Consider the following 25,829-nt stretch of genomic DNA (forward strand, 5'->3'; position numbering starts at 1 on the left):
CCCCTTAAATTCAATTAGTTTAATTCATCAAACACGAATTTTTGGATGGCATGCGCAACACCATCTGCTTGGTTCGTTCTAGTCACAAAATTAGCGGCAGATTTGATCCCATCCGTAGCATTTTCCATCGCTACACCCATACCTGCATAATTAATCATTGATAAATCGTTGGCTTCATCTCCCAACGCCATCATTTCATGTGCTTCGATTCCTAGGTGTTCACCTAAAACTGAAAGACCAAATGCTTTTGTCACACCTTTTGGCATAAATTCTAATAAATTGGGCCGTGTTTTAAAAATTTCAAACTTATCATATTCTTCAGATGGGATCAAAGGAATCTTTTGATCTAAATAATCTGCATTCACTGCCGCGACCACTTTATTGTACAGCGTATCTTCTTTCAAAGAATCTATCGTTTTGGGAACATAGGTCAATGCCTTGTTCAACGTGGAATAGATTGAAGGATGACCCGCTGCTGTTTCAAATTGAAAACATAGCGCATCAGATAAAACGTCCATCGGCAAATCAATTTCTTTTAACAGCTCATGAATATGTTTGACATCTGCAAGCTCCATCGCTGTCTTACCTAGGATCTCACCTGTATTCGTTTGAATCAGCCCGCCGTTGAAAGTGATTGAGTAATCATCTGCATCAAGTAAATTCAGTTCTGCTAAATAATCTTTGATCGCGATCAGAGGGCGTCCCGTACAGATGACTATCTTCACGCCTCGAGCTTTGGCTTTTGCTAATATTGTTTTATTTGTATCAGAAATCGTCTTTGCATCTGTTAGTAATGTTCCATCTAAATCAATTGCAATTAGTTTTATCATTTCAGGAATTCCCCTTTCCTCACTTGAAATTTTCCGTCCTCTTTCACTTCTTCCAGGCGGACTGAAATAATTTTCGAAACACCGGATTCTTGCATCGTTACACCATAAAGGATATCTGCAGCTTCCATCGTGCCTTTACGGTGAGTGACCACAATAAATTGCGTGTCGTTTTGGAAAGCACTCAAATAACGTCCAAAACGTGCAACATTGGCTTCATCTAGTGCAGCTTCAACTTCATCTAAAACACAGAACGGTACAGGTCGTACTTGAATAATCGAAAATAACAGTGCGATGGCCGTCAGTGCTCGTTCCCCACCTGAAAGCAGCGACAAGCTTTGTAATTTTTTACCTGGCGGCTGTGCCTCAATCTCGATACCCGTATTTAACAAATCATCAGGGTCCGTCAAAACCAATTCTGCACGACCGCCGCCAAACATATTTGGAAAAACAACATTGAACTTTTCACGAATCGCTTGGAAAGTCGTATAAAAACGTGTTTTGACTTCATCGTCCATTTCACCCATTGTTTCAAACAATTGTTCTTTAGCCGATAATAAATCATCCCGTTGTGTTGTTAGAAAATCATAGCGTTCCTCGACTTGTTGATATTGTTCAATGGCGTTCAAATTAACTGGACCTAATTTTTCAATTGCGTTCTTCAACCGGCCGACTTCTGTTTGAGCCGCTTGCTGATCAATCTCTGGATCTGCTTGAGCCTCTGCACCTTCAAAGGTCAGGCTGTACTCCTCTTGCAAGTAAGCCAATGCGTTGTCTAATTTCAGCTCATAACGATTTTTTTGAACATCCGCTTGTGATTGACGTGCCAACAATTGCTTTTGTTCGCGATTGGCTTCCGTCAAAGCGCCATCTGCATGATCCACTTTTTGCTGCAGACTTTGACGTGTTTCTTTCCATTCGGTCAACTGTTCTTGCAGGTGTTCTCGAGCGATGGATAATTCCGTCAAACGCTGATTCAAACTTTCCTCGGATTCTTCGTGAACCGATGAATCGCTGGAAAGCGCCAGCAATTGATTTTCTAAACTTGTGATGTGACTGTGTAATTCATTGATTTGATTTTCTAGACTCAATACCTGCCGATCCAAATACAATAATCGTTCGTCTATCACTGCATAATCCGCCTGCAAGCGGCTCAATTCAGCATTAATATTAGCCCGTTTGACTTCCAACTGGTCACTTTCTTCATTCAGTTGTTGAATTTCACGATTAATGTTGTCCTGTTGTGTCTTCAACTCAACCTGCTGGAATTCTAATGTTTCCTTTTGCTCTTGATACTCCTTTAAAAAGCTGTCCAGCTCTTTAGCCTCATAAGAAAATAACGTTTGCTCTTTTTGTAAGCGAGTCAACTCACTGTTGACGCGTTCCTCACTACTCTGTGCTTCTTGATAAGCCAAACGAGTTTGTTCACCTTGAGTTCTCAATGTTTCCAAGGCCTCAGTTTGATCGGCAACTTTCGTTTGCAAGTCATGGACAAACTTTTCTTTTGCTTGCAGTGCCTGATTGATTTCTTCGTAGCGTTTCGTCCATTCAGCCAGTTCATGTCCTTGATTAAATAGATTCCCGCGATTACCTTGTTTCGTAGCACCGCCGGTCATAGAACCGCCGGCATTCATCACATCTCCAGCTAAAGAAACAACTCGTACTTGATAACGCAATTGCCGAGCAAGCTGATTCGCACTGTTTAGATCCTGCGCGATTACGATTGCACCTAGTAGGTTTTGCATGACTGGCGCAACATTCTCTGAGAAAGTCACCAGGTCACTTGCAATCCCTAAAAAGCCGCTTTCATCTTTGATTGCTTGATATTGATGAGCTCCTAAGCTGCGCGGCTTAATCGTCGTTAATGGTAAAAAAGTTCCTCTTCCACTGCGCTGCTTTTTCAAAAAGGTGATTCCTTCACGGGCATCTTTTTCATTTTCTACAATGATATGTTGAGCCGACGCTCCGAGCGCAGTCTCAATTGCTAGAGCATATTCCTGTGGAACGTCAATCAATTCTGCTACCGCACCGATGATCCCGTTTAATTGCTCTTTATGTTGCAAAACACTGCGGACACCTTGATAAAATCCGCTATAGTTTTCTTGAATATCTTGCAAACTTTTTTGTCTGGCACGTGCTTGCTGCACTTGGCTCATTAAGTCATACATCAATTGCTGCTCTTTTTGCAACTGCCGCTGTGCAGCGTTCTTATTTTCAACCAATTGACGGTAGCTTTCTTGCTCTTCCGTTAATTGACTTTCAAGTGTCTGGGTCTTGGATTGAGCGTTGGTCTGTTGATCTGTCAGTTCCTTTAACTGTTCATGTAAAGCTTCAAACCGCGTAAGGCTCTGTTGATTTTTTGCCGTTTCTTGCGTATATTGGCGTTCCAAATATTTTAGTTCATTACTGACATTGGCTGACTCTTGCATCAACTCAACATATGTACCACGCAGATCTTCCAACAATTCTTTCGGTGATTTCTTATATTTTTCGGCTTCACTCATTAAATGTTGGATTTTGGCTTCCAAATCGACCTTTTCCGCCTGTTTGGCAGTTTGTTGCGCTTGGACCTCGCGCACGCTTTCTTGTGCTTCAGCCAATTTCTTACGTTGCTCAGTCAAAGATTCTTGATACTCAGCACTGCTCCTTTGAGTATTTTTTGACCGTTCGCTTAATAATTCTTTCTGTCCTTCGGCTTGTTTCAAAGCCTCCGCTAAATGCAATAATTGCTGTTGACCTGTTTCTAACTGTTCATCCAATGAACCGCGTTTTTGCCGCAGGTCTCCCAGCTGCAACTCCGTTTGCTGGATAAATCGGCCCTTTTCATCGACCGTTTGAGATAACTCTTCAAAATCAACTTTAGCAGATTGCCAAGATTCGCGAGTATGCTTGATTCTGGCTACCGTCAAGCTGACATCCGTCGCAGTCAATTCCTTTTTGAGCGCCAAAAACTCCTTGGCTGCTTCACTTTGAGCAGCTAAAGGAGTCAGCTGATCTTCTAATTCATAAATGATATCTTGAACTCGGCTTAGATTATCTTCTGTCTCAAAAAGTTTCTGTTCCGCTTTGCGTTTCCGCTGCTTATATTTCAAAACCCCGGCAGCCTCTTCAAAGATCCCGCGGCGATCTTCTGGTTTACTAGCGAAAATTGCCTCAACTTTCCCCTGTGATATGATTGAGAAAGATTCTTTTCCTAAGCCGGAATCCATAAATAAATCTTGGATATCCCTTAAACGGCAAGCCTGTTTATTAATGAAGAAGTCACTTTCACCGGTTCGACGATATCGTCTCGTCACACTGACTTCACTAAAGGCTAAGGGCAAGTAATGATCCGTATTGTCCAACACGACCGTCACTTCTGCGATATTCAATTGTTTTCGAGACTCCGAGCCGGCAAATATAATGTCCGGCATTTTGCCTCCCCGCAAACTTTTCGCGGACTGCTCTCCTAGGACCCAGCGAATCGCTTCAGTAATATTACTTTTCCCACTGCCGTTTGGCCCTATTACCGCTGTTACGCCTTGCTCAAATTCGATCTTTGTTCGATCAGCAAATGATTTAAAGCCAGCAATCTCAATTCGTTTTAAATACAAAATGTTCCTCCTAAAATTTCACTAGGAAATGTAGACTAGTTTGCGACAATTTTGCGTAAAGCTTTTTCCGCCGCATCTTGTTCAGCCAATTTCTTCGATTTGCCTTGTCCTGATCCAATCATTTGATCATCAGCATATACATCAATCGTAAAGATTCGTTCGTGTGCAGGACCTTCTTCATTAACCAATCGGTAATCAATCGTGACATCGCCGCTCTTTTGCAACACTTCTTGTAAGCGTGTCTTGTGGTCCATCTCCCGAGTAAAAACTCCAGCTTCAATTTTTGGAAAAATCACAGTCTGAATGAAGTTTAATGCTACATCATAGCCTTGATCCAAATACAAAGCACCCAGAAAAGCCTCAAACAGGTCACATAGGAGCGCTGCACGATCCCGTCCACCAGAATTTTCTTCCCCTTTGCCTAACATAATATACAGATCGAAATGACACTCTTTCGCAAATTTCGATAAACTTTCTTCACGTACGATCGCCGAACGTAGACGTGTCAAACGTCCTTCCGGCAAATTTGGATAATGGTGATACAAATAGTCCGATACCTGAATTTCTAAGACAGCATCCCCTAAAAATTCTAACCGTTCATTATCTGAAATATTCATGTTACGGTGTTCATTCACATATGATGAGTGGGTAAACGCCTGTTCTAATAGGTTAACATCGTGAAAGACGATGCCGTAGTTTTCTTTCAATTCATTGATCAACTGTGTATCCATGGGCTCATTCCTTTTTTTGAGATTTCCATCACGCTTCATTATACTGTTTTTTCCCCAATTTTTAAATCAGAAGTCGTGATCGTAGGAAATTTTCAAAAAATGATCGAATTTTTTCTTCTCCTCGTCAAAAAAATGCTAAAGTAGAAAAAACGACCGGAGGAATTACGATGGAAAAAATTTCTGACGCATTAGTGATTATTGATTTGCAAAAAGGGGTTTGTTTCGGTGAACAAACAATTGATCATTTCAATGACTTGATCACACTCGTCAATCAGCGTATAAAGCTTTATCGCGACCAAGATAAGCCGATTCTTTTCATTCAGCACTGCGACGAAGACTTAATTCCGAATTCAGCAGCTTGGGAAATCGTAGATGAACTTGCTCGCAAAGACAGTGATATTGTTATTCAAAAGACTCATGCTAATTCCTTCTATCACACTGACCTGCAAAAGGTATTGCAGCAACAGCAAATAAATAAGCTGGAAATCTGCGGAGCACAAACCCAATACTGTATTGATACGACCGTAAAATTTGCTCATGGTTTAGGGTATCAGTTGACCATGCTGAAGAACGCCTCAACGACTTACGCTAATCGGTTTCTTTCAGCAGCTGACACGATTGTCTTTTATGAGAATATTTGGGACAAGCGCTTTTTGCATTTGATTCAATAAAAAAACTTCGTCTCAGAGGACGAAGCTTTTTTATTCTTTATTTTCCGTACCACGCGACACCTTCATAACGCCAACCAACTTGGGTTAAATTATCTCGTTCATTGGTATTCAGCGTGTAATGGTGCGTGCCTGTTCTTGCATTTGGATTGTAGAGTCGGTATAAAAGCTGTCCGCCTCCAGAATACCAAGAAATTCCCTCATAACGCCAACCGGCCTTTTTTAAACTATCTCGTTCTGAGGTATTTAAGGTATAGTGATGATCACCAGCATTCGGATTGTACATACGATAGACCGGATTTCCATTTTGCGGTGCATTCCAAGCAACGCCTTCATAACGCCAGCCAGCTTGGGTCAGATTATTTTTTTCGTTGTTGTCACGTGTATAAAAATGTTCTCCGCTATTAGGATTATACAATCGATACATCGCGTCTGTTCCAACAGGACTCGTACCTGGATTTGAGCCTTCTGACGTATCAGCCTGAAAAATCCCAGTATAGTCAGCGGAAACATCAAATGTGCCGTTAACACTTGGAAAGGTCACTAGTGAAGACCATTGCCAAGCTCCATAGGCCGTATAGTAATTATCAGCAGATAAATTATAGGGATACGCCGCTACCCAAATATTTTTATTTCCTAACGTGTTTCCATTCAGCAAACCATTGCTGAGCCAGCCATAACTAGCATAATGTCGCACATTTCCATACCCTAACCGATGTAGCTGATCTGCAAATGAAGCAGAATCATTTGTATGATTTCCTTGATTGACGATACCAGGCGCCTCGATATCATTCACCATTACCGTTGATTTTGCTAATCCAATCCGATTTGCGTATGCCGCGAAATAATTTGCTTCCGCGCGTGCGCTCTCATCTGAAGTGAACCAGCTATAATGATATGCTGAAACTTTTAATCCTGCTGCTTTAGCATTTGCAATCTGGGTAGGTGCGTAAGGATTTTGATAAGACGTACCTTCTGTCAATTTCACAACCACACCTTTTACTCCGTAAGATTTCATCTTTTGAAAATCAGCAACGCTCACGTTTCCATTGTAAGATGCGATATCGACAAAACTCTTTGTTGGTAGATTGGCATTTGCTGCGGAAACAGTGGGTAAAGAATACAGTTCTAAATCAAAAAGATTGGTTTCGTTCGAGCTATCGGTTTTATTTAAATCAGAATGTTCTGTCCCATCAGGCAGATAATAACTTCCTGACTCATTCTCACCACCCATTAATGCCGAATCAATTTGTGCATTTTTTTCTTTGGCGGCCGCTTTAGCTTGTTCAACCTTATCTTGAATCTCAGCTTGTGCTTGATTATCTTTTTGTTGTACTGCGGTTTGTTCTAACCCATCTGATTGGGCTTGTTTTTCAACTTGCTGCTCATTTTGCATGGTATTTCCAGCTTCTGGTGTGCGTTCTTCAGCAGATACATTTCCAGAAACAAGCAAACCCATCAATAAAAGACTGCTTAAATATAATTTATTCTTAATCATCGTATGATTACTCCAAACATTTCAAGTTGCGTTTACTATACGCCCGTGTTTTCGAGCTGGCAACTTTCGTTCATTTTTAAGCTTTTTTTGTGAGAAAACGTGAGGATTGTGAAAAATTCGTCCGTAGATGATAAAAAAAATGCACTGACTATTGTCAGCGCACCTTGTTGTTAAGCTTGGTTGTTTTCCATAATGTAATCAACTGCAGCTCCAACTGTTTCAATTTTTTCAGCATCTTCATCAGAGATTTCTGTTCCGAATTCATCTTCCAATTCTAAAACAAATTCCATAATACTGATTGAGTCTGCATTTAAGTCGTCTTTGATACTCAATTCAAGAGTTACTTTGTCCTTATCAATTTCAAAGTGATTTGAAATTATTTCAGCAACTTTGCTAAATACTTCTTCACGAGTCAACAACATTCACCTCCGCCTGATCAACTAATATTCGTCTATGTTTTACCAGAAGGTCACAGTTCATTTTACTGATGTTTATCTGCTTTGTCTACCTTTTTCGGGAATTTATCTGGTGCTTATTTGTCTTTAGGTGTTTCGAAAAACTGGACCAATTGACCTACTACATTCGTCTCTAGCATCAGGTAGATTTGATCAATGGTATTCGCTACAGCTTCCGGACCGGTTGATCCATGCGTTTTAATGACTGGTGCTTTTAGACCAAATAATACAGCACCACCGTGAGCCGAATAATCTAGCTTGTCTTTTAGGCCATACAAAGTATCCTTCAACATTGCCGCACCTAATTTCCCTTTAAGTCCTGCATCATTGATACTGCCTTTCAATAGACTCATTAAGCCCATAGCTGTCCCTTCGATCGTTTTCAACACAGCATTTCCGGTGAACCCATCCGTCACGACAACATCAGCTACACCATTCAACAGCTCCCGTGCCTCTACATTGCCGATAAAGTTGATGCTTTCTTCAGCTTGTAGCAATTTGAATGCTTCTTTCGTCAACTCACTGCCTTTTGTTTCTTCCGTACCGTTGTTCAGTAGTCCAACACGAGGAGACTTGATCCCTCGAACATGTTTCGCATAGAAAGAACCCAAAATCGCATACTGATGAATGTGTTCTGCTTTATTTTCAGCATTAGCACCTAAATCTAGCATGTCAAAACCCATATCGCTATTTAAAACGGGCAACGTTGACATTAACCCCGGACGTTCAATTCCTTTGATCCGTCCCACCACAAACAAGCCTGCCGCCAATAACGCTCCAGTATTCCCAGCAGAAAAAATCGCATCTGCTCTACCTTCTTTAACAGCTTGGGCAGCTAGGACCATTGAAGCATCTTTTTTACGACGGATCGCCTTAACAGGTTCGTCATCACTATTGATTTTTTCATCTGTGTGAATAATCGTAATATTTTTTTCATTTGTAATATATTGACGAATGGCGTCTTCTTTTCCGTATAATTGAAACTCGATATCTGGATGATTTTTTTGCGCTAACATCACGCCTTCAACGATGGCTTTTGGTGCGAAATCGCCACCCATTGCATCTACAGCAATTTTCATGAAAAGCTTCTCTCCCTTAATTTTTCTACAGTATAGCATACCTAATCGAAATATGTTTCCCCAGTTTCTGTCGGTTCTAATGTCTCTGCCAACGGTTCAAAGGACTGCTGTTCACGCCAATTATCTATCTGCCAAATCTGATTGGCTTCGTCGCGAGCCACTTCTAATACATTTGCATCGTTCACCAGATCAGCAATCAAAAACTGCGGCAAACCGGATTGCCGAAAACCAAAAACTTCACCAGGTCCTCGTAATTCTAAATCTTTTTCACTCAAAACAAAACCATTAGTTGTCTCGGTCATGATTTTCATGCGCTCTTTACCCATTTCATTTTTGGGACTAGCAACCAAAATACAGTAAGAAGCATCAGAACCACGACCAACTCGGCCGCGCAGTTGGTGGAGCTGAGCCAATCCAAAACGATCTGCATCCATAATAAACATGACTGTGGCATTCGGCACATTGACGCCGACTTCAATAACCGTAGTGGAAACCAAAACCTGACTTTGATTATTCTTGAATTCTTCCATAATCGCATCTTTTTCGGTATTCTTCATTTTTCCATGCAAAAGACTGACCTGATAAGCTGGTGCGTAATATTCCTTTAAATGCTCATAAATTTCTGTTGCATTTTTTACATCCAATGCTTCGGACTCTTCAATCAGCGGACAAATCACATAAAGCTGATGACCAGCCTGCAATTCTTGCTTTGCCCAATCTAACGTGTGTTCCAGTTGCTTTGGTTTGATCCAACTGGTTTTGACTGGGATACGTCCTGCTGGCATTTCATCAATAACAGAAACATCCATCTCGCCATATGCCGTAATCGCTAACGTTCGTGGAATCGGGGTTGCCGTCATAAACAAGACATCAGGGTGCAGCCCTTTTTCACGCAAAACTCTTCGCTGGTTCACACCAAACCGATGCTGTTCATCCGTAATGACTAAGCCAAGGTTAATGAACTGTACGTCATCTTGAATCAACGCATGCGTTCCGATCACCACATCAATTTCACCATTTTGAAGACCCGCTAAAATCGCTCGCCGTTCTTTGGTTTTAGTAGAACCCGTCAGTAACGCAGTTGTCATTTCCAACGGATCAAACAATTGATTTAAACTTTCTAAATGCTGCTGTGCCAAGATTTCTGTCGGTACCATCAACGCCCCTTGGAAGCCCGCTGTCATAGTTGCATATAAAGCAATTGCTGCTACGACTGTCTTACCGCTCCCAACATCTCCTTGCAGCAGACGCTGCATATGCTTCTTGCTGCGCAGATCATAGCAAATTTCGTTGGTTACTCTCTTCTGTGCATCAGTTAGTTCAAAGGGCAGCTCCTGTGTAAATCGTTTCAATCGTTCCACATCGTAACGAATCGCGATCCCATTTTTCTCGCTGCGTTCGCTCTTCTTCAATCCCTGCATCCGCATTTGGAATAAGAAAAATTCTTCAAAGACCACTCGCCGTTTAGCTTGATGGCTCTCTGTCGGATTTTTTGGAAAATGCATCGCCCGCATGGCTTGCTTTCGCGGCATTAGCCGATATTTTTCCAGCAGATAATCCGGCAAGTTCTCGGTTACCTGATCACCGAACTTTTCAAACGCGACCTTGATCAAGTCCACTAACGTACTTTGACGGATTGACTTGCTCACATGGTAGATCGGTGCATATTCTTCCGTTTGTTTGCCGCCTAAAATTTTCATTCCCGTCAAAGACTTACGCTTGGCATCCCACTTCCCATAGACTGCCAACTCTTCGCCAACTTCGACTTTATCCTTTAGATATGGCTGATTGAAAAAGGAGACCATGAAGACTGCATGATCTTGCATCATCCGAAACTGCAGCCGGCTTTTTTTATATCCGAAACGACTAACTACGGGTGCCGAAACGATCACACCCTTTAGTGTAACCTTCTCTTGATCATTGATCTCTAATAGATTTTTTTCTTGAATATCCTCATATCGAAAAGGATAGTAGCTCAATAAATCCTCAATCGTTACAATCCCTAATTCGGCTAACGTTTGTGCTCGCTTTGGTCCTACACCAGGTAAAACCGATACGGATTCTAGAATCCTCATAAGATATCCTCCCTTCTATAATTATTTTATTGACCAAACTAGGAATGACCCTACGTCAAAAATAAAGTACGAATTTTCGTATACAGATCGTTTTTTACTTCATATCTAATTAGATGACCATTCACAAAAAGGAGTGTGCCAGATACTCTTGGCCCACTCCCTCCGACTGTTTTACTTGTTATTCTGCTGAAAGCAAGTATGGATAGACCGGTTGTTTTCCTTCGTGGATCTCAACTTCTAGGTCTGGATGACTTGCTTCAATTGCTTCACTTAATTTTTCTGCTTCGGCCTTAGTACCTTCTTCACCGACAATAATCGTGATAATTTCGATTTCATCGCTGATCATTTTGTTCAAGGTATCTAAAGTTGCTTCGTATCTATCGGCTTCGGAAAGAGCGATCTTTCCATCGATCATACCTAAGTAATCACCTTCATGGATTTCCACACCGTCGATCGTCGTATCACGAATCGCATTGGTGATTTGACCGCTGACTACAGATTCAAGCATCTCAGTCATTGCCGCCTTATTATCCTCTAGACTTTGATCGCCATTGAAAGCCAGCATCGCTGTCATTCCTTGAGAGACAGTTTTGCTTGGAACAACGGCTACAGGAATATCTGCGACTTCTGCTGCTTGATCGGCTGCCATAAAGATGTTTTTATTATTCGGCAAAACAATTACTTGATCAGCATTGACCTCTTTAATTGCTTTTAGAATATCTTCTGTACTTGGGTTCATCGTTTGGCCGCCGCTGATTACGTAAGCCACGCCTAAACTTTTGAATAATTCTTGAACACCTTCGCCAGCTGCAATTGCAATCACTGCATAAGGCTGATGTTCTACAGGTTTCGCTTGAAACTCAGCTACTTCTTCATCATGTTCCAAAATCGTTTCATGCTGCAAGCGCATATTATCGACTTTGATTTTGATCAAGGCACCGAATTTTTGACCATAATTCATCACTTCACCTGGATGCTCTGTATGGACATGGACTTTGACGATTTCATCATCATTAACAACAAGTAACGAATCTCCGATACCATCTAAATAGTTTCTGAATGAATCGTAATCAAATTTACTGTCCACGGTTGGGCCTTCACCTAAGCGAACCATAATTTCGGTACAATAACCGAATTTGATATCCGCTGTTGCTAATTGGCCTTGGATACTGCGATGATGTTCGGCATTGACCATTTCGTCCATTTCGGCTGGACTTGGTTCATACGTATCGTCTGCTTGAAATTCACCATTTAAAGCATTCAAAAATCCTTCGTAAATGAACAATAGACCTTGGCCTCCACTATCGACTACGCCAACTTCTTTCAAGACTGGCAGCATATCCGGTGTTTTATCTAATGCCTTTTTTCCATACTTAACAACGGCTGTCATCACTTCGATCACATCATCCGTTTGTTTAGCCTTACGTTCACCAGCTTTTGCTGATTCGCGAGCCACTGTTAAAATCGTTCCTTCAACAGGTTTCATCACTGCTTTATAAGCTGTTTCCACTCCATGAACCAATGCCTTGGCTAGATCCTCCGCATTTAAGGTATCAACCTCTAAGATTGCTTTAGAAAAACCACGGAATAGTTGGGACAAGATAACGCCAGAATTTCCGCGTGCTCCCATCAATAGGCCTTTTGCTAACACGTTAGCCAATTCGCCGACTTTTTCTGAAGTAGAATTGACCACGGCAGTTGCGCCACTGGTCATTGATAAATTCATATTGGTCCCAGTATCGCCATCAGGCACGGGAAAAACGTTTAATGAATTGACATATTCTGCATTGACTTGCAGACGTTTAGCGCCAGCCTCTACCATTTCTTGGAATTGACTCGCGCTGATTTCTGTTACCTTCACTTACTTAGTCCTCCTTAAGAACACTGCCCTTAGTCAGGCAGAACACGTACACCTTGAACATAGACATTCACTGAGTTTGCTGTAACCCCAAGCATCGTTTCCAAATTATATTTCACTTTTTCTTGGACATTGCGCGATACTTCTGAGATCTTCGTGCCGTAGCTGACGATCGTATAGACGTCGACCGCGATACCGTTCTCTTCTTGACGTACAACGACGCCGCGTGAATAATTTTCTTTTCTTAAAATTTCTGTGATATTGTCTTTGATTTGATTTTTACTAGCCATACCGACGATACCAAACACGTCAGTAACTGCACCGCCGACAACCGTCGCGATGACGTCGTTTGAAATTTCGATCATACCAGTCTGTGTATTGATTTTCACAGCCATAGTTGTTAGCCTCCTTAAATAGGCCTAATCGCCCATTTTTTCTACTATAACAGTTTATCATAGCCCTATGACAAATAAAAGAAAGTTCCATTGCGATTTGCTGATAGGGCGCTCCCTGCTTGCCGCAATCTACTGCTAACTTTCTTGCATCAAAACTTTTGTTAAAATTTTTACGCTAACAGAGTATAATTTACCTGCAAATCCTTTGAATGTCAATCTTTCTAGAAAAATCCACTTGCTAATCTTGTCATTCTATGCTAAATTATTTTAGTATGAGCCAAAGAAGCGCTCCAATCAAGGCAAAAGGAGGAAACAACACATGGCAAAAGTTTGCTATTTTACTGGTCGTAAAACAAGAAGTGGAAATAACCGTTCTCACGCTCTGAACGCTACTAAACGTACTGTAAAACCTAATTTACAAAAAGTTCGCGTATTAGTGGACGGAAAACCTAAAAAAGTTTGGGTCTCAACTCGTGCTTTGAAATCTGGAAAAGTTGAGCGTGTTTAATATTATCCAATCAAACCGTTCTTGAAGAACGGTTTTTTATTTTGTCCATCTACTTTATCATTCACGTAATTTTAGAGGAAATTGTTCACTTTTCGTTCTTTAATTTCAGCCTATACATATTTTTTAGTCATTCTAAACAGAATAGAAAAAATGAGTACGACGCTTATACAGAATAAGCGTCGTACTTTCTTTTATTTATTAAATTTTTGAAAAAAATTTCCAAAAGGTTACGGCTCTTTCACAGCTCATTCACAATATTTCATTCCTTCTATGGTAAAATTTGGATAGTCTGTTGAAAGAAGTTTGGTGATTTTTATATGAAAAACTATCTTAAAGAAAATCGTTGGTATATATTGGCCAGTTTTTTCCTGCCACTTGCGCTCATGGTGATCGTCTATTTGACGATCGGTATTTATCCTGGATCTAGCCGCAGCGTCTTAGCCAGTGATGCCTTCTCACAATTTTCAAATTTCCACGCAAGTTTTCGGAATATGCTTTTAGGCAAACAAGGCCTTTTTTATAATTGGAATGCCTCCATGGGATTGAATTACCTCTCACTAGTTTCCTATTATCTCGGCGGCTTTTTTACGCCATTAGTGATTTTCTTCCCGAATCAGCTGATGCCTGATGCTCTGTACTTTTTGACGTTGCTGAAAATCGGCGCAGCCGGATTAGCATTCTGGTTTTATGCCAAGGGCAGTTTTAAATTACCTGATTGGTCACGAGTGGCTTTAAGTGTCACCTATGCTTTGATGTCTTTTGCTATCGCACATTCTGAGATCATTATGTGGCTAGACGCCTTTGTCTATCTGCCTTTAATCATCCTAGGAATCAATCGTGTGATGGATCTGAAAAAGCCGACTGTACTTTTTGTTTCCTATTTAATGTTGTTTTTAACCAGCTTTTATATGGGCTTCATGATCGGTGTCTTCTCGGTACTGTACTTCATCGCTCGCTTGATTACAAATTGGAAACTATACAAAAAAAGTATCGTTCCTTATGGTGTCACCTCATTGTTGGCCGGTTTTGCTTCCATGATCATGATCTTGCCATCAATTCTTGATTTGCGAGCAAATGGTGAAGAGCTGTCGCAAATTTCCACTTTTAAAACGGAAGCGACTGGCTGGTGGGATTTTATCGCCAAAAATTTGATTGGATCCTATGATACGACGAAATATGGGTCGATTCCCTTTATTTATATTGGTCTCTTACCGCTGGCTTTATGTTTATTTTTCTTTATCTGCAAAAAGATTCCTTGGAAAAATAAAATTGCCTACGGCGCAATTGCTGCAATTTTAATCGCTAGCTTCTATATCCAACCCCTGAATTTATTCTGGCACGGTATGCATGCTCCGAACATGTTTTTATTCCGCTATGCGTATTTGCTCTCATTTTTAGTAATCACGTTAGCTGCTTGGGGCTGGGAAAAATTAGATCATGAGAATATTTTACAACTGGTCGCCGTTTGTCTCTTGCTAATTGCACTCTTTGCGATTTTCTGGGGCATGAAAGGGAAAGACTATAATTACCTTAAAAATATTTCACTCTATATCACGATCGGCTTCTTAGCCGTCTATGCGCTGGTCCTTACCGGGCATTATTTCAATAAGATCCCTTTGAAAGTACTCAGCGTTCTATTACTGCTATTAATGTGTACCGAGGCTTTTATTAACAGTGATTTTATGGTCCGAGGTGTCCTAAAAGATTGGAATTATGCGTCACGCAGTCTTTATACTCAGCCATATCCTTCAATTAAAGCTTTAGTTGATGAAACAAAGGATGAAAATAAAACTTTTTATCGCATGGAAAATCTTGATCCTGTCTCTTCCAACGATGCCTTTAATTATGGCTACAGCGGAGTTAGCATGTTTTCATCCATTCGGAACCGCCATTCCTCTGGCTACATGGATCAATTAGGTTTTCGTTCAAGAGGAACCAGTCTGAATATTCGTTACCAAAATAATACCTTATTAGCCGATGCTTTCACTGGGATTAAATACAATATCGCCAAGGCGAAAAACTTGAACAAATACGGCTTCAAGAAAACGAGTACTGTTGGCGAATACAATCTTTTTGAAAATAATTACGAATTGCCGTTGGCCTTTACTGCTCCTCGGAGTATTGATAAATTGCAGGCCTCTCCAAATGACAATTTGGGTACACAAACACAGTTATTCAATGCTTTATCACAAGAACAGTTCCAATACTTCCAGTTCTTGCCGATGACACAAGTAGATACAAAAAACGCCATCGTCACCAACGCTGGCAATATTACGACGATCACGGAAAAACAAGGCAATGTCGCAAAAGATGTTTCTTGGCGCGTACAGGTTCCGGCAAATACGCAGGCTTACTTAAGTCTCTATCCTTACGACTTCGCTGAATTAGAAAGTTCGACTGCCACCGTCACAGCAAACGGCCAGACACGGCAAGCTCAGATTGGTATCAGCGGACAGTATTACGATTTGGGCTACTATCAAAAAGCCACGACCGTCACTTTCACGGCCAGCTTTTATGGCACAAAGACAATCAGTTTCCAAAATCCGCAGGTTTTAGCTTTAGACACGGTAGCCTATCAACTAGCTGTCGACAAGATCAAAGACAACGGTGTAGATATGAAGGTGGGCAACCGCAGTGCTGAAGGAACAGTAAATGCTAAAGAAGCTCAGACGTTGATTACGACAATCCCCTACGACGAAGGCTGGACTGCCAAAGTAGATGGTAAAAAAGTAGACACAAAAGCGTTTCAAAATGCGTTTGTCAGCATTCATGTACCAAAAGGAAAACACAAAGTAACCTTTAGCTACTTGCCTAAAGGCTTCATCGCTGGTGCAGTTTCTTTCATTGTTGCCATTGGACTGTTTATCCTTTATCTTCGAACGTTAAAACCAAGAGAAACACATCGTCATTCCTAACTAAAAGGAAGCCCAACAATTAATGTTGAGCTTCCTTTTTTGCTAATCTATTTCGATTTTATGTAGTTGACACCTCCTGCCTTTGGTCCTGTAGCTTTGCCTAAAAAGATTACTAAAACAAGAATCGTCAATACATAAGGGGCGGATTGCAGATAGACATCTAGAATTTGCGAAATGACTGGCAGATTCGCTCCGGCGATGCTGAGATTTTGAGCAAAACCAAAGAACATAGCTGCTCCCATCGTTCCAAGTGGGTTCCATTTACCAAAAATCATCGCAGCTAAAGAGATGAACCCTTGTCCCGCAATCGTAGTGATCGCAAAGCGTCCAGCGATCGATTGCGCGAATACCGCCCCGCCCATTCCACCGAGAAATCCTGAGATCAGTACACCCGCATATCGCATCGCGTATACGTTAATTCCCAGAGTATCTGCTGCCTGTGGATTTTCTCCTACTGAACGCAAACGCAGCCCAAATTTTGTCTTATAAATAATAAACCAAGCAGCCAGTGCTACTACAATTGCAAAATAAGCAGGCAAACTAGTTTTATTAAAGAATAAATCTCCGATGATCGGAATCTTACTCAAGCCTGGAAAATCAAAATAGCCAAACTGTTCTTGGATCGTATCGGTCTGACCTTTACCATAGATCACTTTGATCAGAAAAATTGTCAGCGGCGGTGCCAATAAATTCATGACCGTTCCGCTAATTACGTGATCGGCTCTAAAATTGATCGTCGCTGCTGCATGCAGACAGGAGAATAATAACCCAGCAAATCCACCAACCAAAACACCCAGCCAAGGGGTCAGCGCACCAAATTGATCAGCAAAACTCAAATTGAAAATAACCGAACTGAATGCCCCAGTTACCATGATCCCTTCTAATCCAACATTTACGATTCCGCTGCGCTCTGAGAAAACACCGCCTAATGCCGTTAAAATCAGCGGTGCAGAATAAACGAGTGTTTGAGAAATCAGTGAACTTAATAATTGAATAGTCATTCCAAATCAGCTCCTTCTTGCTTTAACGGCGTTATTTCTAATTTCTCACTTTTTTTTACGATCTTTTTGTTCACGGAAATCTTTGTCAAAGCAACTCGAACCACATAATTGATCCCCACGAAGAAAATGATCAACGGAATGACACTATTCGCCAATTCACTTGGAACACCTGCAAATTGCATACCTTGTCCCCCGAGCTTTAAGACACTGAATAATAAAGCCGACAGAAGAATTCCAACAGATCCGCCATTTCCCAGTAGAGAGACCGCCATGCCGTCAAAACCAATACTAATAGACGAGCCTTGAACGAAATAATTGCCAAAAGTTCCTAGTCCTTGAACTACACCGCCCAATCCTGCTAACAGCCCTGAAATGAGCATTGAGATAACGATCGTCCGTTTACTGCTCATACCCGCATATTCGGAGGCAAACGGGTTGATCCCTACGGAGCGAATCTCAAAACCTAAAGTGGTTCGCTTCATCAAAAACCAAACCAATCCTAAAAAAACCAGCGCCAGAACAAACCCCATGTTGACGCGTGAACCACCGAAAAGATTTGTTAACCAGGGTTCTCGCAATAAGCCATTTGCTCCAACAATTTTAGTAACGCCCTTATTAGAAATGATTTCCGGAGACATCACATTATTGACTATATGATTGGCCATATACAACAGCACATAATTCATCATGATCGTAACGATAACTTCACTCGTACCGAAATAAGCTCGTAATAACCCGGGAATCGCCGCCGCCAAAGCACCAGCCAGTGCTCCCGCAATAATTGCTAATGGAACAACAATAACTTTCGGGGTCGTCGGCATACTAAGCGCCACCCAAATACTTACCACCCAGCCGCACAAGGCCTGTCCGGACAACCCAACGTTAAAGAACCCAGCAGAATTAGCAACCGAAAATCCCAAAGCTGTAAATATCAATGGTCCTGCACCAACTAAAATCTCGCCAATTGAGATGCTGTTTTGGAATGCCGAGCGAAACATCGCTTGATAACCCACGATGGGGTTATAACCCGTTACCAGCATCAGCAGCCCGCCAAGCAGGAAACCCAGAATCACTGAGATAAATGGTACCAATGTATTTCTGATCCGTTCTGAACGGTCATTCATTTGTTTCACCAACCTTTACTAACTCTTTTCGCGCTTCCGCCAAACTATACCCTGCCATCAGCAACCCCAGCTCATTTTCCGACGTCTCTTTTGGATCAACGATTCCAACGATCTCGCCTGCATGAATAACTGCAATTCGATCGGAAACATTTAAGATCTCGTCTAGTTCAAAACTTACTAACAAAACGCCTTTATTTTTATCTCGCTGCTCGATCAAGCGTTTATGGATATATTCGATTGCGCCGACATCCAAACCACGAGTTGGTTGAGCCACAATCAACAGTTCTGGGTCACGATCGACCTCACGGGCAATAATCGCTTTCTGCTGATTCCCGCCAGATAGAGAGGCAGCGGGCGCCTGCTCACTTGTTGTCCGTACATCGTATTCCTCAATCAATCGATTGGCATATTGCTGGATTTCATTAAAATTCAAAATCCCATTTTTGCTGAACGGAGCATGATAATAGGACTGCAATGCAATATTTTCAGATAACGGCAAAGGCAGGATCAACCCATACTTATGCCGATCCTCCGGCACATGACCAACACCCATCTCTGTGATCTCCCGCGGTTTATTATTGGTTGCTTCATTTCCATTAATAGTGATCGTGCCGCTTTCAATTTTGCGTAACCCTGTTAATGCTTGAACCAATTCCGATTGACCATTTCCATCAATTCCGGCAATTCCTAAAACCTCGCCGCGATGAACATCTAAACTCAAATTTTTCACGGCTTCCAGCCCGCGGCTTTCCTTCACCACTAGATCCTTAATAGAAAGGACGACTTCGCCAATACTCGTCGCTTGTTTATCTGTTTTAAAAGAAACCGAGCGCCCCACCATCATATCGGCCAACTCTTGTGAACTGACATCCTTCACATTGACCGTCCCGATATAACGTCCCCGGCGAATGACTGAACAACGATCAGCGACCTTTTTAATTTCATCAAGCTTATGAGTTATTAAAATGATTGACTTCCCCTCTTTAACTAACGTCGCCATAATTTCGATCAGCTCATCAATTTCCTGCGGCGTCAAAACGGCAGTCGGTTCATCAAAAATCAAAACGTTTGCTCCACGGTATAGCGTTTTCAAGATTTCCACCCGTTGCTGCATCCCAACTGAAATATCGCGCACATACGCGTCTGTATCTACCTGAAATCCATAATCATTTGATAAGCGCGTGATTTCTTCTTTGGCTTTTTGCGTGTCCAGCACACCGTTATTGTTGAGTTCGCTCCCTAAAATTATATTTTCCGTTACCGTAAAAGCATCCACCAGCATAAAATGCTGATGAACCATCCCGATTCCTAATTGATTGGCTCTAGTAGGACTCGTAATCTTAACCGCTTGCCCATCCATATATATTTCTCCGGAAGTTGGCTGCAGTAATCCCGATAAAACATTCATCAAAGTTGATTTGCCTGCGCCGTTCTCGCCTAACAAGGCATGGATCTCGCCTTTGCGAATTTTTAGATTGATATCATCGTTGGCTTTGAAGTCGCCGAACTGTTTAGTGATGTTCCGCATCTCAATGACATACTGTTCTTCCGTCACTTTTATTTCACACCTCTCTTGTTCCAAGAGTGCCCGCTAATTACAGTGGGCACGATCAGTCAACTAGTCTTCCGGTGTCTCCGGAACTTTTACATCACCAGCAATAATTTGGTCTTTCGCTTCTTTCACTGCGGTTTTCGCTTCATCGCTTAAGTAGCCGTCCGTCATCGCAACACCGCCATCTTTTAAACCAAAGGATAAGTGTTTGCCGCCAGGAAATTTATCCTTTAAGGCTCTGGTTGAGATATCTTGCACGACGACACCAACCGATTTGATGGTTGAAGCCAAACAGAAATTGCTCTCTTTCCCATCTTTTGATTTATAGTTGCCCTCATCCTGCTGATCACGGTCCACACCAAGCACCCAAACTTTGTCTGCTTCACTTTTTTCCTGATTCAAGGCTTTCGCTTCTGAGAAAACACCCGCTCCGGTACCGCCGGCTGCTTGATAAATAATATCTGACCCATTTTGATAAATGTTCGCCGCTAACGCTTTCCCTTTTGCTGGATCGCCGAAAGACGCCGCATATTTTACATCGACAGAAATGTCTTTATTCATTTTCTTCGCTGTATCTTTTACACCTTTGGTAAAACCAGCTTCATACCGATCGATGACTTTTCCTTCTTCTCCACCAATAAATCCAACTTTGTTTGTTTTAGTCGTATAAGCAGCGGAGACTCCGGCAATGTAACCAACCTCATTATCGCGGAAGGTTGCCGACACTACATTTTTCTTTCCTTCGATTACAGTATCGATAATAACGAAATTCGTTTCTGGATTTTGTCCGGCTGCTGCTTCGATTGAATCCGCCAACAAGTAACCGATCCCGAAAACGGTCTTGAAGCCATTAGATGCAGCGGTATCAATATTCGAAGCAAATTGCGCGATCTCGTTCGATTGAATGTAGTCATAACCACCAACGCCGCGTTTCAATTTTTGTTCCTTGCCCCATTTTTGCAGCCCTTCCCAAGCCGACTGATTGAAAGACTTGTCATCTACTCCACTAACATCGGTCACCATTACGACACTGTGATCCGCATCCTCATTTCCCGACGCGCTGCTTTTATTCCCTCCGCACCCGCTAAAGGTCAGCAAAGCCGCCATTGCTACGACACCCAAAGAAAGAAGTTTTGTATTTTTCATTTTTAAATTCCTCCTATTTTTGACAGCGCTTACTAATTTACGCGTCTTTATCCTTCAATCAATTCTTCGATCCTCGGCATGGCACTTTGCGCTCCTAAGCCTTGGACTGTCTTACTAGCTGCTAAATTAGCAAAGTTGATCGCTTGTTCAAGCACATGATCTTTGGCATAGGAAACTGCAAAAGCAGCGTTGAACGTATCTCCTGCCCCAGTTGTATCGACAACGGGAACTTTATAACTCGGTACCTCAACGAGCTTGTTGCCGTCGTAAAAGCGCACCCCTTTCGCTCCATAGGTCATAATAATTTGATTGGGATGTTCCTGCAAAACAGACTGGGCATCTTGTTTAAATAATTGATTGATCTCAATTTCATTCGGTGTTAAAAAAGTCACCTTAGCCAAATACTCTGGTGCAATCTCCGGCGTTGGTGCAGGATTCAATACCAAACAGACGTTATTTTCAGCACAAAAATCAATCAAATACTCAATCGTAGCAATCGGAATCTCACATTGTGCGATCACGATATCCGCTGCCAAAATTTGTTTTTTATAATCATCTATCAGTGAACGATTCACACATGCATTTGCACCTTGCACCAGAATAATTGAATTATCATTTTCCGCGATTGTTATATAAGCGACACCCGTCGGTTCCGAAACTTGTCTGATGCATGATGTATCCACCCGATTCTCTTCAAAATTTTTCAACACGATTTCGCCATAAGCATCTTTCCCGACACAACCAATCACGGTCACCTCTGCTCCTAACCTCGCTGCCGCAACAGCTTGATTGGCACCTTTTCCTCCAGGCAGCATTTTACTATCCGTTCCAAACATCGTCTCTCCGACTCTTGGGAAACGCTCTGCTTGTACGACTAAATCTAAATTAATACTTCCAACAACAACGACTTTCATTTGCTTTCCTCCTACGTATTCATAAACTATCTCTTAGTTCTAAAAAAAATTCACTATATCACTTCGCCCGTTTTTTTGAACCGCTTACAAAAGATGGAAGAAAAACAATCTTTGTTCGCGGTTAATCAAGTTGTCTCTCTTCCTTTGAAGCGGTTTATTTTACGACAGCATAGACGTCTGAATACATTCGGATACATTCTTCCACTAGATCCCAGAATCGTTCCGCATCAATCTTTTTACCAACCTTTGCATTTGCCTTCTTATTTAGAACATTTAACTCATCGCAGACCGTTCGCCCATAGCTAGGACCACGATTAATATCAATCTCAACAAACATTTCTTGCGTTTCAAAAGCTTCCGGACAAATGAGATAGCCGACACAAGTTGCATCATGTAATGGCCCCGCGGCTAATCCAAAACATTCGAATTGGCTCTTCAGTGTGAAACGCATAATGTCCCCAAATAATTTTGCCGCATCATTGCCGATTGCTTCCATACGTTCAATGATATCCTCTGTACAAATCGTTTGATGAGTCAAATCCAGCCCCATCATGACGAGCGGTGCTCCCGAGCTAAAGACAACATGCGCCGCTTCAGGATCAGCAAATATATTAAATTCAGCAGAAGGCGTGAAATTACCCGTTCCGTAAGCTCCGCCCATTAAAACAATTTCTTTGATTTTAGGAATGATTAACGGTTCCATCCGCATCGCGACAGCAATGTTTGTCAATGGACCAACAGGAACCAGCGTAATATCCCCATCACTCGCTAACAATGTATCAATAATGTATTTGACCGCATTTGTTCCTTCCACCTGCCGATTTAGCGGACCAAAAACTGGACCATCCAATCCAGATTCTCCGTGAACATTATCCGCAACAACCTGCTCACGCACCAACGGCTTTGGCATTCCCGCATAGACATTCGCATCAATATTCAGCAGTTGGGAAACGTTCAAGCCATTCACAACTGTCTTGTCTAACGTTTGGTTTCCTGCTACAATAGTGATTCCCAACAAATCAATTTTCGGGTGGATAGCCGCCATCAACATTGTAATGGCATCATCATGCCCCGGATCACAATCCAAAATAATTTTCCGTTTTTCCATTTTGAAGCCCCCTAAGAAGATTTATTTCCTTTATCTATTTGCATTATATAAAGTTCCTGCTTATGATAAGTATGAGAATTCTCACATATGGGAGGCAGAAAAATGAAAAAGTTGCAAAATGAACAATTAAAACAGCAATTCATTCAAACTTCCGGTTACCTCGATCAATTTTCCTTCGATGTCAGTTTAGACACGCAGTTATTTTTCTTTCCGGCCAATAGTTATCTCGTTAAAGAGAACCAGCCGCCTTCTCATTTATTTTATCTGGTCAAAGGCAAAGCAAAATTATATGACACTTTAGCTAATGGAAAAGTCGCGTTGATCGATTTCTTTTCTCCTCCTTGTTTTATCGGTGAGATGGAACTCGTTGACGAAACTCAGACCGCCTTCAGTGTCCAGGCAATTGAGGACTGTTGGTGTTTGGCTCTAGCAAGGAAAGACTGCCAAAAAAAATTATTGAAGGATGCTCTTTTTCTTCAAAAGCTTTGTATGTATTTCGCACACAAAAACTATCGGAATATCAAAGCCTCTACGCAAAATCAAGGCTTTCCGCTTTCTCAGCGCTTAGCATCCTTTATCCTATTGACTCAAAATGAAGGAAGGTACCGAGAAAAGCACACACAAGTTTCCGAATATCTAGGCGTTTCCTATCGGCATCTACTCTATGTCATCGCCCAATTTGTCGATGATGGGTACCTTAAAAAAGAAAAAAACAGTTACCTCATTCAGGACACTGAAAAATTGATCCAACTTGCCGCAGAGGTAAAAGCCTAAAAAAGCATCCAGCAACAGTCAAAATGACTATTGTTGGATGCTTCTTTTCTATTCGTATTTTACTTCTGCCAAATACAATCCTTCTGGGTGAGCAGTCGGCCCGGCAGCGTTGCGATCCTTCGCCTCAAGGAGCGCCGGAATGCAATCAGCCGGCATCCGGCCATTTCCAATTTTTAACAACGTTCCCACTAAAATTCGAATCATTTTATATAAGAAGCCATTTCCTCGAAAAATGAACGTTAATTCCGTTCCGGCCTCATTGACTTCTAAATCAGCCTGATAGATCGTCCGAACTTTGTCCTCGATTGACCCGCCAGTTGCACAAAAGGAAGTAAAATCATGGGTGCCTAACAAATCCGGCAACGCTCGTCGAATCAAATCCACATCCAGCGGATAGGGATAGTAGGCGGCGTAATAACGGCGAAACGGACTTCGCGGCTTGGCTATCTGAACTTTAAAGTGATAGGTCTTCTCCACGACATGATAGCGCGCATGGAACTCGTCATCCACGATCTCGACTGACGAAACGGCGATATCTTCAGGCGTCTGAGTATCTAAACCAAATCGCATTCGCTCCAATGGACGTTCGTGGGGATAATCAAAATGAATGACTTGACCGATCGCATGAACACCAGCATCCGTCCGCCCCGAACCAAAAATCGTTATAGGATTTCCATTATTCATTTTTTGCAAGGTCTTCTCAACTTCCTCCTGCACCGTACGGCCGTTGGGCTGCCGTTGAAAACCATTGAAATTTGTCCCATCATAAGCAATCACTGCTTTATATCTAACCATTCTCAATCTCCTTTTTCATATTGAGGAATTCATTATTCAAGTCTTGCACCATTCCACTCGTCAACTTAACTACGGATTTTTCTCGTAATAAAACTTAGAGAAAGTGGAATTAATATCCTCAAAATAGAATTCTGCCGGAGTCATTATATCAGCTTTTTAGTCGGATTCCAACGCGCTTAAATCCTGTACATGATATTTATTACTGCCCGGCAATGCTTTTTTGTGTTTCCAGCAAGCGATCGCCTCTTGCAATGATCTTCCTCGGTTATCCGCAAAAAAATCACGAATATACGTATTGTACTCAAACTGTGAATCAATTTTTTTAGGTTTCCTCGCTGCGATCTCCGGATAAATCGCAATTGCTTCACGATACGTTTTTCCGGCATTCTCCTTTAGCCAATTTTGAAAAGCTACCTTGAATACAAACGTGTCACCCAATTCTGATTTAAAAAAAGCACGATGTTTTTCAGAGAAAACAATTCCTTGCTCAATCAAACTATCAAGTGTTAGATATTCTTCCCGAAAAACTTTTTTCTCACTACTCTTACTAGCAAGCCGCTCCCCTGTACGCAAATAATGAGTGATTCTCTGATTCAGATCCGCTTTACTACCTGGTTTCGCCAACCCTTGTTCTTGACAAAAATCCTGCAGCTCCACTTTCAAATAATAATACTCGCTAAATACTTCTGGTGCTAAGCCAGCTTGCAGCTTTGGTCTATTTTCAGTCATTTTTCGTCTCTCCATTGATTTATTTCTTTCATCCTACCATAAGAAAAACACTTCAAGTCTACATGTTTGGATTTTGTGTGCAGG

21 protein-coding genes are annotated in these 25,829 nt (G+C 41.7%); 4 read left to right on the forward strand and 17 right to left on the reverse strand.

Going from position 1 to position 25,829, the window contains the following annotated elements:
- Positions 1-14: 14 nt before the first annotated feature.
- Genes I585_RS08420 through rnc form a run of 3 tightly spaced genes read right to left on the reverse strand, consistent with a single transcriptional unit; the run spans position 15 to position 5,151 of the window.
- On the reverse strand, positions 15-830 hold the full coding sequence (locus I585_RS08420) for a Cof-type HAD-IIB family hydrolase (RefSeq protein WP_010742800.1): 816 nt from the start codon (positions 828-830) through the stop codon (positions 15-17).
- Positions 827-4,420: a chromosome segregation protein SMC gene (gene smc / locus I585_RS08425; RefSeq protein WP_010742799.1), complete on the reverse strand. Its 3,594-nt coding sequence runs from the start codon at positions 4,418-4,420 to the stop codon at positions 827-829. Before smc ends, I585_RS08420 begins: the two co-directional genes overlap by 4 nt.
- A gap of 35 nt (positions 4,421-4,455) precedes the next feature.
- The gene (gene rnc, locus I585_RS08430) at positions 4,456-5,151 is read right to left on the reverse strand and encodes a ribonuclease III (RefSeq protein WP_010742798.1); all 696 of its coding nucleotides are present in this window, start codon (positions 5,149-5,151) and stop codon (positions 4,456-4,458) included.
- A 167-nt stretch (positions 5,152-5,318) separates the two neighbouring features.
- On the opposite strand from rnc, the gene I585_RS08435 reads away from it, so the two are divergent.
- Positions 5,319-5,822 (forward strand): cysteine hydrolase family protein, encoded by a 504-nt coding sequence (locus I585_RS08435; RefSeq protein ID WP_010742797.1) that lies wholly within the window; start codon positions 5,319-5,321, stop codon positions 5,820-5,822.
- A gap of 37 nt (positions 5,823-5,859) precedes the next feature.
- Here I585_RS08435 and I585_RS08440 read toward each other — a convergent pair whose 3' ends face one another.
- The 6 genes from I585_RS08440 to I585_RS08465 all read right to left on the reverse strand — a co-directional run bounded on the left by I585_RS08440 (position 5,860) and on the right by I585_RS08465 (position 13,179).
- The gene (locus I585_RS08440; protein ID WP_010742796.1) at positions 5,860-7,317 is read right to left on the reverse strand and encodes a GH25 family lysozyme; all 1,458 of its coding nucleotides are present in this window, start codon (positions 7,315-7,317) and stop codon (positions 5,860-5,862) included.
- 170 nt (positions 7,318-7,487) lie between these two features.
- Positions 7,488-7,733, reverse strand: coding sequence for an acyl carrier protein (gene acpP / locus I585_RS08445; RefSeq protein WP_034708719.1), 246 nt, complete (start codon positions 7,731-7,733; stop codon positions 7,488-7,490).
- 116 nt (positions 7,734-7,849) lie between these two features.
- Entirely contained in the window at positions 7,850-8,851 is a 1,002-nt protein-coding gene (plsX, locus tag I585_RS08450) for a phosphate acyltransferase PlsX (RefSeq protein ID WP_010742794.1), read from the reverse strand.
- A 41-nt stretch (positions 8,852-8,892) separates the two neighbouring features.
- Entirely contained in the window at positions 8,893-10,926 is a 2,034-nt protein-coding gene (gene recG / locus I585_RS08455; RefSeq protein ID WP_010742793.1) for an ATP-dependent DNA helicase RecG, read from the reverse strand.
- Positions 10,927-11,104: 178 nt separating this feature from the next.
- Positions 11,105-12,787: a DAK2 domain-containing protein gene (locus I585_RS08460; protein ID WP_010742792.1), complete on the reverse strand. Its 1,683-nt coding sequence runs from the start codon at positions 12,785-12,787 to the stop codon at positions 11,105-11,107.
- Positions 12,788-12,816: 29 nt separating this feature from the next.
- Positions 12,817-13,179: an Asp23/Gls24 family envelope stress response protein gene (locus tag I585_RS08465; protein WP_010742791.1), complete on the reverse strand. Its 363-nt coding sequence runs from the start codon at positions 13,177-13,179 to the stop codon at positions 12,817-12,819.
- 319 nt (positions 13,180-13,498) lie between these two features.
- Here I585_RS08465 and rpmB point away from each other — a divergent pair, with 319 nt between their 5' ends.
- Together rpmB and I585_RS08475 are read left to right on the forward strand one after the other, a co-directional pair.
- Entirely contained in the window at positions 13,499-13,687 is a 189-nt protein-coding gene (gene rpmB, locus I585_RS08470; RefSeq protein WP_010742790.1) for a 50S ribosomal protein L28, read from the forward strand.
- 317 nt (positions 13,688-14,004) lie between these two features.
- On the forward strand, positions 14,005-16,602 hold the full coding sequence (locus I585_RS08475) for a YfhO family protein (RefSeq protein ID WP_010742789.1): 2,598 nt from the start codon (positions 14,005-14,007) through the stop codon (positions 16,600-16,602).
- Positions 16,603-16,649: 47 nt separating this feature from the next.
- Here I585_RS08475 and I585_RS08480 read toward each other — a convergent pair whose 3' ends face one another.
- From I585_RS08480 to rihB, 6 genes are all read right to left on the reverse strand, one after another.
- Positions 16,650-17,603, reverse strand: a complete 954-nt coding sequence (locus I585_RS08480; RefSeq protein WP_010742788.1) for an ABC transporter permease — start codon at positions 17,601-17,603, stop codon at positions 16,650-16,652.
- A complete protein-coding gene (locus I585_RS08485; protein WP_010742787.1) occupies positions 17,600-18,727 on the reverse strand; it encodes an ABC transporter permease in 1,128 nt (375 codons plus the stop codon). The genes I585_RS08480 and I585_RS08485 overlap by 4 nt, the downstream gene beginning before the upstream one ends.
- A complete protein-coding gene (locus tag I585_RS08490; protein WP_371198921.1) occupies positions 18,720-20,255 on the reverse strand; it encodes an ABC transporter ATP-binding protein in 1,536 nt (511 codons plus the stop codon). The genes I585_RS08485 and I585_RS08490 overlap by 8 nt, the downstream gene beginning before the upstream one ends.
- 90 nt (positions 20,256-20,345) lie before the next feature.
- Positions 20,346-21,425 carry a BMP family lipoprotein gene (locus tag I585_RS08495; RefSeq protein ID WP_010742785.1) on the reverse strand — a complete coding sequence of 360 codons (1,080 nt, stop codon included), beginning with the start codon at positions 21,423-21,425 and terminating at the stop codon, positions 20,346-20,348.
- A 47-nt stretch (positions 21,426-21,472) separates the two neighbouring features.
- A complete protein-coding gene (gene rbsK, locus I585_RS08500; RefSeq protein ID WP_010742784.1) occupies positions 21,473-22,339 on the reverse strand; it encodes a ribokinase in 867 nt (288 codons plus the stop codon).
- A gap of 154 nt (positions 22,340-22,493) precedes the next feature.
- Entirely contained in the window at positions 22,494-23,447 is a 954-nt protein-coding gene (rihB, locus tag I585_RS08505; RefSeq protein WP_010742783.1) for a ribosylpyrimidine nucleosidase, read from the reverse strand.
- Positions 23,448-23,549: 102 nt separating this feature from the next.
- Between rihB and yeiL the strand changes: the two genes are divergently transcribed.
- On the forward strand, positions 23,550-24,221 hold the full coding sequence (gene yeiL, locus I585_RS08510) for a transcriptional regulator YeiL (RefSeq protein ID WP_010742782.1): 672 nt from the start codon (positions 23,550-23,552) through the stop codon (positions 24,219-24,221).
- Between the two features lie 48 nt (positions 24,222-24,269).
- Here yeiL and truA read toward each other — a convergent pair whose 3' ends face one another.
- On the reverse strand, positions 24,270-25,016 hold the full coding sequence (truA, locus tag I585_RS08515) for a tRNA pseudouridine(38-40) synthase TruA (RefSeq protein ID WP_010742781.1): 747 nt from the start codon (positions 25,014-25,016) through the stop codon (positions 24,270-24,272).
- A 156-nt stretch (positions 25,017-25,172) separates the two neighbouring features.
- On the reverse strand, positions 25,173-25,745 hold the full coding sequence (locus I585_RS08520; RefSeq protein ID WP_010742780.1) for a DUF6434 domain-containing protein: 573 nt from the start codon (positions 25,743-25,745) through the stop codon (positions 25,173-25,175).
- Positions 25,746-25,829: the final 84 nt, after the last annotated feature.

The organism is Enterococcus malodoratus ATCC 43197 (assembly GCF_000407185.1).
Classification (GTDB): domain Bacteria; phylum Bacillota; class Bacilli; order Lactobacillales; family Enterococcaceae; genus Enterococcus_A; species Enterococcus_A malodoratus.

Coding starts and splice junctions, on each gene's coding strand:
- rihB (WP_010742783.1), bottom strand. CDS start 23,447: ATGGAAAAACGGAAAATTATTTTGGATTGTGATCCGGGGCATGATGAT.
- I585_RS08480 (WP_010742788.1), bottom strand. CDS start 17,603: ATGACTATTCAATTATTAAGTTCACTGATTTCTCAAACACTCGTTTAT.
- I585_RS08420 (WP_010742800.1), bottom strand. CDS start 830: ATGATAAAACTAATTGCAATTGATTTAGATGGAACATTACTAACAGAT.
- rbsK (WP_010742784.1), bottom strand. CDS start 22,339: ATGAAAGTCGTTGTTGTTGGAAGTATTAATTTAGATTTAGTCGTACAA.
- I585_RS08490 (WP_371198921.1), bottom strand. CDS start 20,255: ATGCGGAACATCACTAAACAGTTCGGCGACTTCAAAGCCAACGATGAT.
- yeiL (WP_010742782.1), top strand. CDS start 23,550: ATGAAAAAGTTGCAAAATGAACAATTAAAACAGCAATTCATTCAAACT.
- I585_RS08435 (WP_010742797.1), top strand. CDS start 5,319: ATGGAAAAAATTTCTGACGCATTAGTGATTATTGATTTGCAAAAAGGG.
- rpmB (WP_010742790.1), top strand. CDS start 13,499: ATGGCAAAAGTTTGCTATTTTACTGGTCGTAAAACAAGAAGTGGAAAT.
- I585_RS08520 (WP_010742780.1), bottom strand. CDS start 25,745: ATGACTGAAAATAGACCAAAGCTGCAAGCTGGCTTAGCACCAGAAGTA.
- I585_RS08440 (WP_010742796.1), bottom strand. CDS start 7,317: ATGATTAAGAATAAATTATATTTAAGCAGTCTTTTATTGATGGGTTTG.
- I585_RS08495 (WP_010742785.1), bottom strand. CDS start 21,425: ATGAAAAATACAAAACTTCTTTCTTTGGGTGTCGTAGCAATGGCGGCT.
- I585_RS08485 (WP_010742787.1), bottom strand. CDS start 18,727: ATGAATGACCGTTCAGAACGGATCAGAAATACATTGGTACCATTTATC.
- recG (WP_010742793.1), bottom strand. CDS start 10,926: ATGAGGATTCTAGAATCCGTATCGGTTTTACCTGGTGTAGGACCAAAG.
- plsX (WP_010742794.1), bottom strand. CDS start 8,851: ATGAAAATTGCTGTAGATGCAATGGGTGGCGATTTCGCACCAAAAGCC.
- I585_RS08475 (WP_010742789.1), top strand. CDS start 14,005: ATGAAAAACTATCTTAAAGAAAATCGTTGGTATATATTGGCCAGTTTT.
- rnc (WP_010742798.1), bottom strand. CDS start 5,151: ATGGATACACAGTTGATCAATGAATTGAAAGAAAACTACGGCATCGTC.
- truA (WP_010742781.1), bottom strand. CDS start 25,016: ATGGTTAGATATAAAGCAGTGATTGCTTATGATGGGACAAATTTCAAT.
- I585_RS08465 (WP_010742791.1), bottom strand. CDS start 13,179: ATGGCTGTGAAAATCAATACACAGACTGGTATGATCGAAATTTCAAAC.